Source organism: Pseudoalteromonas sp. MMG024, from assembly GCF_021654175.1.
Classification (GTDB): Bacteria; Pseudomonadota; Gammaproteobacteria; order Enterobacterales; family Alteromonadaceae; genus Pseudoalteromonas.
In genome coordinates this window covers 236,063-248,502 of sequence record NZ_JAKFZO010000003.1, presented here as the reverse complement: position 1 = coordinate 248,502, position 12,440 = coordinate 236,063, and the positions used below count along the sequence as shown (strand labels likewise).

Annotated in this window: 12 protein-coding genes; 7 read left to right on the top strand and 5 right to left on the bottom strand. The window is 41.1% G+C overall.

Going from position 1 to position 12,440, the window contains the following annotated elements; all coding sequences use genetic code 11:
• Positions 1–51: 51 nt before the first annotated feature.
• Positions 52–2,613, bottom strand: a complete 2,562-nt coding sequence (gene ppc / locus L1068_RS04535; protein WP_237129280.1) for a phosphoenolpyruvate carboxylase — start codon at positions 2,611–2,613, stop codon at positions 52–54.
• Between the two features lie 163 nt (positions 2,614–2,776).
• Between ppc and L1068_RS04530 the strand changes: the two genes are divergently transcribed.
• The 3 genes from L1068_RS04530 to rimJ all read left to right on the top strand — a co-directional run bounded on the left by L1068_RS04530 (position 2,777) and on the right by rimJ (position 5,247).
• Positions 2,777–3,712, top strand: coding sequence for a LysR family transcriptional regulator (locus L1068_RS04530; protein ID WP_237129279.1), 936 nt, complete (start codon positions 2,777–2,779; stop codon positions 3,710–3,712).
• 72 nt (positions 3,713–3,784) lie between these two features.
• The gene (locus L1068_RS04525; protein WP_237129278.1) at positions 3,785–4,699 is read left to right on the top strand and encodes a hypothetical protein; all 915 of its coding nucleotides are present in this window, start codon (positions 3,785–3,787) and stop codon (positions 4,697–4,699) included.
• Positions 4,696–5,247, top strand: coding sequence for a ribosomal protein S5-alanine N-acetyltransferase (gene rimJ, locus L1068_RS04520; protein WP_237129277.1), 552 nt, complete (start codon positions 4,696–4,698; stop codon positions 5,245–5,247). Before L1068_RS04525 ends, rimJ begins: the two co-directional genes overlap by 4 nt.
• 15 nt (positions 5,248–5,262) lie before the next feature.
• On the opposite strand, the gene L1068_RS04515 is transcribed toward rimJ, so the two are convergent.
• The gene (locus L1068_RS04515) at positions 5,263–5,670 is read right to left on the bottom strand and encodes a hypothetical protein (RefSeq protein WP_237129276.1); all 408 of its coding nucleotides are present in this window, start codon (positions 5,668–5,670) and stop codon (positions 5,263–5,265) included.
• Between the two features lie 258 nt (positions 5,671–5,928).
• Between L1068_RS04515 and L1068_RS04510 the strand changes: the two genes are divergently transcribed.
• Entirely contained in the window at positions 5,929–6,477 is a 549-nt protein-coding gene (locus L1068_RS04510; RefSeq protein WP_237129275.1) for a YbhB/YbcL family Raf kinase inhibitor-like protein, read from the top strand.
• Between the two features lie 75 nt (positions 6,478–6,552).
• Here L1068_RS04510 and L1068_RS04505 read toward each other — a convergent pair whose 3' ends face one another.
• The gene (locus L1068_RS04505) at positions 6,553–7,848 is read right to left on the bottom strand and encodes an MFS transporter (RefSeq protein WP_237129274.1); all 1,296 of its coding nucleotides are present in this window, start codon (positions 7,846–7,848) and stop codon (positions 6,553–6,555) included.
• Between the two features lie 774 nt (positions 7,849–8,622).
• Here L1068_RS04505 and L1068_RS04500 point away from each other — a divergent pair.
• On the top strand, positions 8,623–9,789 hold the full coding sequence (locus L1068_RS04500) for a GGDEF domain-containing protein (RefSeq protein ID WP_237129273.1): 1,167 nt from the start codon (positions 8,623–8,625) through the stop codon (positions 9,787–9,789).
• A 36-nt stretch (positions 9,790–9,825) separates the two neighbouring features.
• Here the strand turns inward: L1068_RS04500 and L1068_RS04495 are convergent, their stop codons facing one another.
• A complete protein-coding gene (locus L1068_RS04495) occupies positions 9,826–10,902 on the bottom strand; it encodes a type 1 glutamine amidotransferase domain-containing protein (protein ID WP_237129272.1) in 1,077 nt (358 codons plus the stop codon).
• Positions 10,903–11,033: 131 nt separating this feature from the next.
• Here L1068_RS04495 and L1068_RS04490 point away from each other — a divergent pair, with 131 nt between their 5' ends.
• Both L1068_RS04490 and L1068_RS04485 read left to right on the top strand, forming a co-directional pair.
• Positions 11,034–11,468 (top strand): GNAT family N-acetyltransferase, encoded by a 435-nt coding sequence (locus L1068_RS04490; protein WP_237129271.1) that lies wholly within the window; start codon positions 11,034–11,036, stop codon positions 11,466–11,468.
• A gap of 26 nt (positions 11,469–11,494) precedes the next feature.
• The gene (locus tag L1068_RS04485; protein ID WP_237129270.1) at positions 11,495–11,803 is read left to right on the top strand and encodes a DUF6419 family natural product biosynthesis protein; all 309 of its coding nucleotides are present in this window, start codon (positions 11,495–11,497) and stop codon (positions 11,801–11,803) included.
• On the opposite strand, the gene L1068_RS04480 is transcribed toward L1068_RS04485, so the two are convergent.
• On the bottom strand, positions 11,804–12,331 hold the full coding sequence (locus L1068_RS04480; protein WP_237129269.1) for a DUF2799 domain-containing protein: 528 nt from the start codon (positions 12,329–12,331) through the stop codon (positions 11,804–11,806). It abuts the gene before it with no gap.
• Positions 12,332–12,440: the final 109 nt, after the last annotated feature.

The window sequence follows — 12,440 nt, the reverse complement described above, 5'->3', positions numbered from 1 at the left end:
AAGAGCAACACGCTTTAGTAGCTAATACAACACCAATCTAGCGGTAAGTTATTACCCAGTATTTCGCATACCGGTCGCAATACCTGCCATAGTGACCATAAGTACTTGTTCGCTCTCAGGGTGCTCAGGTTTATTGCGTAAGCGTTTTAACGCCTCAATTTGTAACAAGTGTAGAGGTACTAAGTAAGGCTGACGTAACCTAAATGAGCTTAAGTTCCAAGGGTCGCTCTCAAGTGTGTGAGCTTGGTTAAGCAAAGTCAGTACTGCTTGCGCATCTTGCTGTAATTGGCTGCGCAGTTGTTCTCCTAAACCTTGTAGCTCAGGTTCAACAAGGGCTACGTCATACAGTGCTGATAATTGTGGATCGGACTTTAAATACACCATTTCAGTCAATGAAATACGGGCTTTAAAGTACGGCCAGTTTTCCAACATTTCGTTCATGAGTTCAGAATTTTCTTGATAAAACGCTTTAATCGCCTGGCCTAGGCCTAACCAACTTGGTAATACTAAACGGTTTTGGCTCCACGCAAATATCCATGGAATAGCACGCAGCGATTCAATGCCGCCATCTGAGCGGCGCTTGCTTGGGCGCGAACCCAGTGGCAACGATGATAACTCTTGCTCTGGCGTTGCTTGGCGGAAATAGCGCACAAAATTAGCTTCTTCGCGAATATAACTACGGTAAATTTCACAACTGAGTGATGCCATGTTGTTCATAAGCTCTCGCCATGACGCCGGTGGCACAGGTTGTGGGTGAATTAAGCTTTCTAAAATCGCACTGGCATAAAGGTGCAAACTGCGCACAGCAAGGTTTGGCAAACCAAACTTGTAGCGAATGGTTTCACCTTGTTCGGTGACACGTAAGCCACCATCGAGTGTGCCCGGCGGTTGCGATGCAATTGCATCATGTGCAGGACCGCCCCCGCGACCAATGGTACCGCCACGGCCGTGGAACAATTTAAGTTCAACCTGAAATTGTTTAAATACTTGCACGAGTGCTTCTTGCGCTTGGTATTGCGCCCATGTAGCCGCTAACACGCCTGCATCTTTTGCTGAATCACTGTAGCCAATCATCACATATTGCTGCTTTTTACAACGCGTTAAATATTGCTCTATGTTCAGCAAGTCGCCCATGACTTTTGGCGCGTTGTTTAAATCATCCAATGTTTCAAACAGCGGTGCAATGGGCATATCCCAACTAAACCCTGTCGCTTTCATCAACAAGTTTACCGCTAGTACATCGCTTACTTTACTCGCCATTGAGATAATATAAATACCCAGCACTTCGCGGGGTTGCTTAGCCACCATAGCAAAGGTATCGAGCACTTCTTGGGTATTTTCACTCCAAGTGACACGCGGTAATAATGGGCGCGGATTATTTATTTCGCCGAGTAAAAATTCAATACGTCGTGCTTCATCCCAAGTTGCGTAATCGCCTAAATCGAGTGCGCTTACAATATCGCCAATGGCTTCATCGTGGCGTTCACTGTGTTGACGAATGTCCAGTTTTACCAGTGAAATGCCAAAACATTGCACCTTGCGAATTAAGTCAAGCACTTGTGAATTAGCAACGCGAGTAAGACCGACTGCTAATAAACTGTTTCGGCATGCTTTTAATGGCGTAAGTAAATCTTCTGAAGATGAAATTGCACCTTTTGTTTTACCCTCACGTAACAGAGCGATTGATTCTTTAAGTTCGCTAATTAACTGTGTGATCACGGCGCGATACGGGCCAATATTATTTATATCCGCTTCAATTAAATCATCAGTTGCTTTGTGCATCGATAATTCTAAATAAAGAGATTCAAAGTCCGTTAAGTAGAGCTCTGCGGCAATTAATCGCGCTTGTAAAATAGCTTGTTTACTGAGTTTGGCGGTAACAAACGGGTTGCCGTCTCTATCGCCTGCCATCCAGCTAGCCATGGTAATAGGCACAATATCTTCAGCCAGCGGCTCGCCAATCAGGGTTTGAGAAAGCTCATCTAATTCGCGTACAAATTGTGGCACCGCATGCCATAAACTGTCGGTAATGGCGTGTAAGCCCCAGCGTGATTCATCAAGTGGTGTTGGGCGCTGCTGCCTAATTTCATTGGTATGCCAAGCTTGTTCAATGATTTCTTGCACGCGTCCGCTCAGCGGTGCTTCCCCTTTACTGAGTTCATCAGCAACTTCATTGTATTTATGAATAAAAGTGCGGCGGTTAACTTCGGTTGGGTGCGCAGTTAGCACCAACTCGATATGCAGTTTTTTAAGCGCTTGTTTAAACGCGTTTGCATCAATACCGGTTAATTTTTCTGACAGTGAGTCAAGCGGATGCGGCAAATCAAGTTCCGCTAAGCCTTGCTCACTGGTTGTGTGTTGCTGTTCTGCCACATTCGCAAGGTTTAAAAACTGGCTAAATGCACGAGCATGAATTAATAAATCTTGTTCGGTACTATTTGCAAAGACTGTTTGTAGGTCTTCAACCGCATGGTTTTCACCTGCCACAATGCGCTTACCTAAAAGGCGTACTTCTTCAATTTTATCAACCCAAACATCGCCTTTGTCTTCGGCAATTGTTTGACCGAGTACTTCTCCTAACGCGCGTACATTATTCGATATGGTTTCTAACATAACTTCCTCATTCCCTAATACAAAGCATCACCACCTGCGTTGTTGTTTTGAGATGCAGGTTGTATTTTATGCATTTATAAGACAAAAATTAGTCTATGCGCGCAATTAAATAAACGCTAATATATATTTATGTAAAATTGTATAAATAGAAATCTATATTGGTATGCGATTACCTACAGTAAGACAGTTACAGCTCTTAAAAGCGCTAGATCAATACAAAAGTATTTCCTTGGTGGCGCAGCAGTTACATGTATCCCAACCCTCAGTGTCGATTCAGTTAAAGCAATTAAGCGAAACGGTGGATATGCCGGTCTATCGCCAGCATGGCAAAACCATTGTGCTTACCGATGCAGGAAAAGCCTTGTTAAAGTGCGCCAATGAGGTATTTACCAGTTTTCATAATTTGTCTGTATCGATTGATGAACTTAAAAGCGTGACATCGGGTTCGCTTAATTTATGTGTGGTTTCTACTGCCAAGTATTTCTTGCCACTGATTTTAGGGGCGTTTTGTAAAAAACATCCAAAGGTAGATATCAATCTAAAAATTGGTAACCGTCAGGAAGTAAAAGAGCGTATAGAAGCCAACGAAGATGATTTTTACTTTTTTAGTCAGTGCCCTGAGCGCCCCGAAATAATTAAAACACCGTTACTCGATAACGAACTGGTGGTAATCGCACCAGCACGGCACGAATTGCACTTACAGCAAGAAGTTAGCCTAAACCGTCTATCGCATTACCCATTTATAATGCGTGAAAAAGGCTCGGGTACACGTAATTTGATTGAACAATTTTGCAAAACCCAACAGTTAACCTTGAATGAAAAAATGACCATAGAAAGCAATGAAGCGATTAAATATGCGGTTGCATCGGGGTTGGGCTTATCTATTTTAAGCCGTCATGCGCTCGATTATGGTGAAGTACCGGGTTTGGTAAAATTAGACGTAACTGGTTTTCCTATTCGTAGCACCTGGTTTTTGGCCAAACGCCAAGACAGAAAGCAAAGCTTACTTGCCAGCGCATTTGAAGCCTTTATGAAAGAACAAGGAGTAGCCATTTTAGAGCGTTCACAAGTGAGCGCTAAAAGTGCATTATCAAGCTAGAGTTTTAGTGGTTTTATCTGCTACTATCCTGCTCAGACTTAAGAATTAGAAAGAATGGATTTGAGGCAGTAGGTGTCTGAATTTGATAAGGAAGACGCTAACCCATTTAGTGGGTTAAGCACGGCGCAAAGTAAGCAATTGCATACTTGGTATTTAAATGAAATAAATAACCAACTAACAACTTTGCTAAAAGGCAGCCAGTCAGGGCAGATTTTAGAAAAAAAACTCACCCAAGCCCTTACTAAAGCGGCTTCACCTTTGGTTGCTCATACCAAGGAAAGCAGTACCCATAATTTTAACTTTAAAATTAAAAATGGCAGTGTGCTGCAAGAGCTAAAAGACACGCGCGATGTATTGCAAAGTGCTCAACAGCGTATAGCTCAATTGCAAAAACAACAGCTCGAAAAAGGCGAAAATGAACTCGCGTTAGAAGCTGAAGTTAGCCGCTTAAAGGCTGAAAACCGCAACTATCGTAAACGCTTGAGTGATCTTTTACAAAGCGCTGATAGCAAAGGCGGAACATACCTAAAGGTACATTTTGTTGGCCGTATTTTTGTCCATGCGCTGAAGTCGAGTTTTGCAGATTGGCAGCAAACAGATAAAGGTAAGGCGTTCCAAAATAAAGATTTTTACAGCTTATTTCCGCGCGTATTGTACCGCGGCTTATTAAAAGAATTGGAATTATTAATTGGTCAAAGTGATTACTCTCGGATCAATCAAACACTTTCAAGTTATGTATATCAAACCAAAGGCGTACCAGTAGAAAATTGGCCTGATGAAGACCCAATTTATAACACGCGACTAATAAACCAAAAGCAACATGAATTATTGTTTACGCTACGCACTCATCATGATAAGCGCAAAAACTTTGCTAACTACCTTGAGAAAAAACTCGAAAAAACCGGTTTTACCCCAATGCATGGTAAGTTACTGGTTAATCTAATTCAGCATGCGACCGACAAACAGGCAATAGACCAAAGGGAATGATACTCGAAACCAAACGTACACTGATTGATGTGCCAAAGAGCGGTGATACACAAGCCTTGTTGTCGTTTATTAACGAGAACAAAGCACACTTAGCACCGTGGGAGCCAACGCGCGATAACCACTATTACACTGAAGCGAATGTGCAAAATCTAATTAATGGTTATCAAACACATTTTCATAATCAAAGCGCATATCATTTTGCTGCCTTTGATTTTGAACGTCGCGAAATAATGGCAATGTGTAACTTTACTAATGTGGTGCGTGGGCCATTTCAAGCGTGCTATCTAGGTTATTGTGTTGCTGAAAAATATCAAGGGCAGGGCATTATGACTGAGGTAGTAGAGGCAGGGCTCGATTATGTTTTTACTGAGTTAAAGTTGCACCGTGTGATGGCAAACTATATGCCACATAATACAAAAAGTGCCCAGTTACTCACGCGTTTAGGTTTTGAAAAAGAAGGGCTGGCTAAACGTTATTTAAAAATAAACGGCACATGGCAAGATCATGTTCTGACCGCCAAAATTAATCCTCACTTTATTGATGACTAATTGGCCTGTTTGGGTTCATCTCCAAGGTGTTGCGGGAGCTTTTAGGTAGTGTGTTACTAAATAGCTCCATGGCAGTACGAGTGGTGTAAGAATCACCCCCATAGCACAGGCAAATACAAGCTCTTGAGCGTATTCATCAAGACCATTATTTAAATACATTGGTAAGGCATAAGCTAAAAGCCAAAACACTTTCCAAATAAGCTCAAGCAACAGTACTGGTAACATTTTAAGAGGGTACTTTATGCCGAGCAGCGAGAGAAGACAAAACCCCATTAAGATGGCATTGATAATAGTGTCTGAATCGGCAAATTGACCAGAGCCAGAAACTATATCGGGCAGAGTGGTAACCCCTAAACCAAAGGCAATAAATGCATACATTGCTCTTAATAGGTAAATTCTAACTTTACCGACTTCATCTATCATTTTAGTCCCTAGCTTTTTATGCCGAATTTAGGTTACTTAATATCTTTATCACAGGTTTTATTTGTAACAGGTATTTTATAACAGAACCATTACAGTTCTTGTGTAAGTGGTCTAATTATAACAACAACGCACATAGTTAAATTAAAGCCTTGTTTCTTAAATTTACAAACTAGATAAAACATCCACCTACCTTAAAGCACTATGATTTTAAACGTGTTTATGATTAAGATGGGGTAATAATCAAAAAAGGGACAAATCATGTTGAAACAAATTATAGGCGGTACCTTATTGTTATCAGCCGCGCAGCTTTGGGCTAACACCTTTACACTTACCAGCAATGATATTGCGAACGGTGAAATGTTATCAACTAAGCATGTTTTTAAGGGCTTTGGTTGTGAAGGGGAAAATATCTCGCCGCATTTAGCATGGAGCGGTGCACCTAAAGACACCAAAGCGTTTGCGGTATTTGCCTATGATCCTGATGCACCAACCGGAAGCGGCTGGTGGCATTGGCAGGTTACAGATTTACCCGCGAACACTTCTGAACTAGCTGCTGGTGCGGGCAATAGTTCAAGTCCACAACTGCCAGAAGGTGCAGTACAAATTAATAACGATTTTGGGGTAAATGGCTTTGGTGGCGCGTGTCCACCAAAAGGGCATGGCATTCATCGTTATCAATTTACTGTGTTTGCATTAGCAAAGCCGCTTGGTTTAAAAGAAAATACCAAAAGCGCGGTGGCAGGGTATATGGTAAATGCCAATACACTAGCAAAAGCAACGATTGAGGCGGTGTATAAACGCGATTAACTTAGTTAAGTTGTTAAGTAAAAAGCCAGCATGTGATTGCTGGCTTTTTTGTTTTTTCAGTCAAAACAAAGCAGTTTACGCTGTTTTAGCCGTTTGTTCAGTTGCAAGCTGCTCTGTAATAAATGTTGGGCGCTTTAATTTATCCATAATGAGATAAAGTAAAAATACCACCACAGCAATAGCACTACACACTAAAAACAGGGTTCGACCGCCATACATATCAAGCAATAAACCACCGCCAATGGGCGCAAAGGCATAGCCTAAATCGTAAAATGCGGTTGCGCCAAAATATGCGCCGCGAAGGTTAGTGGGCGCAATACGATCAACATGTACGCTCATGGTAGGAAATAAAATGGCCTCGGCAAGGCTCATAATTACTACCGCACCTAACCAACCTGCAAAAAACGTAAGCGGATTAAAAGCAAACCAGATTTGCGAGATGATAAGTAGCACCAAGCCAAAACGAATACGCACTAAAATTGGCCGCGACGCCATTAATTTAAGCAGTAAAAACTGGCAGGTAATGATCACTAACGCGTTGGTAAAGATCATTGATGAAATGAGTTCGAGCAAATTATTTGCGCCGGCACGGGTGAGGTATTGCACTAGTGAACTATCCATTTGACCATAAATAAAAAAGCACAAAATGTTTGCCAAAATAAGGCACTGTAACAGCTTATCTTGTACTAATACGCTGAAGGTTTGTTTAAAGCCCGTTTTTGTTTCAGGTGTTTCAGGGCTTGGCGCGATTTGTGCGTTATCTATATTTACTTTTGATTGGATTTTATCATGATGTTTAAACCCCCAGGTTAGTAACACAAGTAAAAAGGCAAAGGCGTAAACAGTGATAAAAAAGCTTGATTGCTCGCCAGTTAAACCAAGCCAAACCCCAAGCATTGGGCCAACCGCACAGCCAACATTAACCGCAAAATAAAGCGATTGCATCGCAAGTTCACGAGTCGTTTTATCTACAATAATATCGCCAATTAAAGCCGATGCGAGCGGCCGCCAAAGTGAAGTGGCAATAGAGCAGATCGTTATCACAATGGTAAACATTAAGATTGTGTCGGCGATGGCAAGCAAACTAAACGAGACAATATAAAGCACACCTGTGGCGTACATCATAGGCTTGCGACCAAGTTTATCTGACAGGGTGCTGCCAACAAAACTGACAAACACCGAAATAACCGCAGCGAGTGACAATACCGAACCGACTTCAGTTGCCGAAAGAGCAAATTTTTTATACAGAATCACTGCCAAAAATGGCCACACCATATAAAAGCTGCCACGCGTTATAAATGAGCCAAATAACATAATCCACATTAATGGCGGAAACTGCTTTAAGCGAGAAGTTGAAATATCACTGTTCATTATTTTGTTCTTATTGCTGTGAAAAATGGCATGCTAAAACCTCAAGTTTGGTTTAGGTCAAGCCGGTTTTTAATAAACCTTGTACTATTGTGCTGTTTATATTTAACGCGCAGGCTTATTGTTTCGCTCGAGCTCAGTGGATAACTTAAATTTACATGGGCAATTCGCAATATTTAATAATACGTGTTTAGCGGTTGTATCGCATTGGCTTTTTTGAATTAAAAAACGTCAGCGGGTTTCTAGTAATATGTAGCGTAATTGACTGTGCTTGTTCCTTATTTTCTTGTATTGTGCATCAGCAACATCGTGCCTAATGATTATTGCTTGTGCGCAAACGGATATGCTTAAAAGTAAGGTTAACAGGTATTTCATTCGCGTTCCTTGCAAGTATTGCGTTACAAACAATGATTCAAATGCCGTTGTGCTTTTTTACACTTTGTGAATGGCACCAATCCCTGTGTAGTTAGCTAGCTTTAACAATTTATAGTTGTACCAGATATTGCAATGTACTACTACCGCGCAACTTTATCGCTTTTGTAAGAGATTGTAAGGTTGCGTTAAAGTGCAGTTTATATTTAGCAAATTCTTGCATGCGAATACCTCTAGGGGTGTATTAAATTAAAGGCTAAGTGTTTAATTTCGGTACTTTGTTTACTGTGTTTTTATTGATCTAGAATAATCACGCAAATGTGCTCAACGGTTAAACTTGCTTCGAATTGATGATTATTGCGACAACATTAGTTGGTGTTGTAATAGACGTAAGTGAGACTAAGTATGAAGCCAACCGCACTAAGCGAGCCGTATAGTGACAAAAAAGAGCCCTTATCTAAGTTTAAATCGCTAAAACTCAAAACCTACCTTCGTTTAGAAAACAACCCACTCGTCGAGCTTATTTCATCGCATTCCCATTCAACTGATTTTACGCATAAGCGGTCCGATTATATTCGCAGACGTTTATGGATTATGTGTTTGTTTTTTGCCTTTTCGGTGCCCTTATTTGGCTTCTTTGACTTTCTAACACTACCGCAAGCACATGCTCAAACCTTACTTGTGGCGCGTATTTCGCTCTCGGTGGCACTGTTTATTATGGCTTATCGCGTAAAACGCTCGTCTTCGGTGAGTTTAATAAAACATGTGATTGCACTGTCGTTTTTGTGCCCGTCGTTGTTTTATTTGTACATTATGCTGACGTTTAACAGCCTTGATAGTGTGCCGTTAATTTTTACCATGATGCCGTATTTAACATTGGCGATGATCGGGTTATTTCCACTGACTATTCGCGGTGGCGTGATTTTAATTAGCCTGATTTTTATTCCATTTATGCTAGTACAAGCGCACTTTTTTAACGGTGATTATTGGCATTTGTTTAACGGCGTTTGGTTATTTGGTTTGTTTGCTGGTATTAGTCTGTGGTTGCAAATTGCACAGCTTTCAATGTTGATGAATTTGTATCGTGAATCAACGGTTGATCCGCTCACAAAACTGATTAATCGACGCGTCATGTTGCGTCGTATTGAACAACTTAAACAACAAAATATCGGCTTTAGTGTAGTGATGTTTGACCTCGACCGCTTTAAACGAATTAACGATACCTACGGCCATCTTGCAGGCGATAACGTGTTAAAGGTGGCGTCGCACATTATTAAAAGCAAATTAACACGTAATGATATTGTTGCACGTTATGGCGGTGAAGAGTTTGTGGCAATTTTACCGAATACACAAACCACACAAGCAATTAGTTGTGCTGAGCAAATTGCATTGGCGCTAAAAGCAGAGCCGATAAAAATGAGTGATGAAAACAGCATTACAATCACATCTAGTATTGGTGTTACCCAATACCAACGCGGTGAAGCAATTGAAATGATGTTTAAACGTGTTGACGATTTGCTTTACGACGCCAAAGAACTTGGCCGTGACAGAGTAGTATCGGACATAACGTAACCCTCTTTTAGTTGAAGGGTTACGTTACTAAGCAATTTAAGCGTGTTGCGCTTTAATTGCTTTGGCAAGGCTCAATAAATCGAACCCTTTACCTATATCTAGCTGCATAAACGCCAATATTGCATGCATCACGACTAATATTTGTTGATGCGCTTTTGGATTATTAACGATATCTGCTTTTGCTGCGGCTAAGCCATGTTGTTGATAAGTTTTTAAAAGCCGAACTGAATGCTCCTCACCGGTAAGCGCTCTTGGTTTGGGTGTATAACCTAGCTCAGCAATTACGCGTTCAGCCAAGGTCCACACTGACCATGGATTCTGCCCCGTAATCAATTTTCCATCTTGCACTACTTGCTCTAGATATTGTGGGCCTGGCTGAAATGTTGCGCCACGTGCAACTAGTTTATCTTCGAGCAAAAACGGAAAAAGTGTCTTTGCATCAGGAATTAAAAATAACTCTTCTTCATTGGTAAAGCCCGATACGGTTTTGCCTTCGAGTAAATGGGAGCCATCATCCAAGGTAATATTTACCAGCGCCGCAGGGCCGTGGCATACGGCACTTACAACTTTGTTATTTTGATACAAGGCTTTGGTGATCCGTTTCACATCGTTGTTATCGGGAAAATCAAACATGGTGCCTTTGCCACCAACAAAATAAACCGCTTGATAATCATTTGGGTCAATTTGTGATAGTAACAAGGTATTTGCGACCTGTGCTTGAATGGTTTTGTCGTTTAAAAATGCGTAATCGTAAGCCCCCATATCCTCACCATCAATAACCACTGGCGGCTTACCACCTTTAGGGCTTGCAATATCTACCTCAAAACCGTTGGCAGTAAACACCCAATAGGCTCTGGCAAGTTCGGTATGCTCGTAGCCTGTTGGTTTATCTTGTCCCATTTTGTCAGTACTAGTGACGACTGCGAGGATTTTTCCGCGATAGGGTACGGAGCTTTCGGCGATATAAGGTAAATCACTTACTTGTGTATTTTTTAGCGCTGTAAAGTGGGCTTTATCAGGCAGTAAGCTTTTAAGCCAGGTTTTGGTGCCATAAAGTGAAGCAACACCAATCACGGCAATGACTGCTATTGTAATGACTAATTTTTTAATCATAGTTTCAGTTCCTGTTGTGTTGTTTGCCGTGACACTAACCTGACAGATGTGAAAAAAGCGTGAAGGAAGATCGATTCAGTTTTTTAAATTTTCTATACTGGCGGCAGTTTAAAGCCAAGTAAGCAAGAATTATGTATACAATTGAAATTGGGCAACTTGAACAAATGGTGCAAATCGAATTGGCTATTCCTGAATTTTCATCACCAAAAAAGCTTGCAGATATTAAATTACGCCTTGCTGGTAAACGCCATTTGTTACTTATTACCTATTACAATGGCGAACCGATTGGTTATAAACTTGGTTATGCGTTAAACGATACAACATTTTACAGCTGGTTAGGTGCTGTGGTACCAGAACATCGCGGTCAAGGTCTTGCTCAAAAAATGTTATTGCAGCAGGAAAATTGGCTGCAACAACATGGGTTTACTGCTGTTCAGGTAAAAACCATGAATCGTTTTCGTGCGATGTTGGCAATGCTCGTCAAAAACAACTATGCAATAATTGATCTTGAAAAAGCGCCAAGTTTTCAAGATTATAAAATTCGATTTGAGAAATTACTTGGCTAAATAAAAGCATATGCACGGAGGCAAAGATGTATAAAATAGTAATATGGTTGGTGATAGCGCTTTCTTTAGTTGTTGGGGTGATTGCTGCTGCAGCGTTTACGCCTGCACTTGGTTTTACCTTTTTGTTTTTGATATTTGCCGGTGTAATTGGCTATCAAGGTTATTTGCTCTCTGCGTTGATGTTAGTATTTATTAACACATTAGCCGTGTTGGCAAGTCCTGGCATCGCTAACGCCACGCTATCGTCGTTGGCAATGCTGGCTGGCATTTTTAGCGTGGCATTTGGTGGTGTGATGCTAGGTGTTAAAAAACAGTTCGCACTTGGGTCATCATAACTAAAACACCACTTGGTAAATGACTTGCGGAATGCGCAAACGGTCAATTTCGCGTTCTAAATCACGAATATCATGGCGAATTTCGCGCTTAATATCATCGTTTGTTTCATTACGATATTGCTCTTTGAGGCGGTATAAGCGGTCTTCTAGCTGTTTGATTTCCTTGTCGATATCATATTGCCGTTTACCTTTGTTGTAGTTTTTAACGAATGACTCGTTTAAACACACTCCGTTGTATGTTTGTCCGGCGCGACCAATGCGATAGCCGTTTTCTGGCGTGCAGTACACTTGGTTGCCTTGTTCGTATCCTTCTTGCCATTTTTTGGTATTTACATCGACGTTTACTTCCGCACAAGTTTGACGATAGTCATTGACCCGACTGCGCTTATAGCCGCTTTGACCGTCACTGTATCCTAAGTTATACCAATCAGCGGTTTTACATTTTTCTGGTGAAATAGCTGCGCAAGCGCTAAGTGATAAGTAAATAACGGCGAGACTCGCTGTTTTATAAAGTGTCGATAAGGTCATAGTCTTTCACAGTTTTGAGTAATTGTTTCAAAAATAGAAAATGCGCCATGAATATTAACTGAACACGCGGTAACACGTACGACATATTTTGCAATACTTTATGGCTTTA

What these genes read in the sequence shown, in the direction of transcription:
- L1068_RS04480 (WP_237129269.1), bottom strand. Translation starts at nt 12,331, where the DNA reads ATGACCTTATCGACACTTTATAAAACAGCGAGTCTCGCCGTTATTTAC.
- L1068_RS04510 (WP_237129275.1), top strand. Translation starts at nt 5,929, where the DNA reads ATGTTGAAACAAATTATAGGCGGTACCTTATTGTTATCAGCCGCGCAG.
- L1068_RS04495 (WP_237129272.1), bottom strand. Translation starts at nt 10,902, where the DNA reads ATGATTAAAAAATTAGTCATTACAATAGCAGTCATTGCCGTGATTGGT.
- rimJ (WP_237129277.1), top strand. Translation starts at nt 4,696, where the DNA reads ATGATACTCGAAACCAAACGTACACTGATTGATGTGCCAAAGAGCGGT.
- L1068_RS04485 (WP_237129270.1), top strand. Translation starts at nt 11,495, where the DNA reads ATGTATAAAATAGTAATATGGTTGGTGATAGCGCTTTCTTTAGTTGTT.
- L1068_RS04530 (WP_237129279.1), top strand. Translation starts at nt 2,777, where the DNA reads ATGCGATTACCTACAGTAAGACAGTTACAGCTCTTAAAAGCGCTAGAT.
- L1068_RS04505 (WP_237129274.1), bottom strand. Translation starts at nt 7,848, where the DNA reads ATGAACAGTGATATTTCAACTTCTCGCTTAAAGCAGTTTCCGCCATTA.
- L1068_RS04500 (WP_237129273.1), top strand. Translation starts at nt 8,623, where the DNA reads ATGAAGCCAACCGCACTAAGCGAGCCGTATAGTGACAAAAAAGAGCCC.
- ppc (WP_237129280.1), bottom strand. Translation starts at nt 2,613, where the DNA reads ATGTTAGAAACCATATCGAATAATGTACGCGCGTTAGGAGAAGTACTC.
- L1068_RS04490 (WP_237129271.1), top strand. Translation starts at nt 11,034, where the DNA reads ATGTATACAATTGAAATTGGGCAACTTGAACAAATGGTGCAAATCGAA.
- L1068_RS04515 (WP_237129276.1), bottom strand. Translation starts at nt 5,670, where the DNA reads ATGATAGATGAAGTCGGTAAAGTTAGAATTTACCTATTAAGAGCAATG.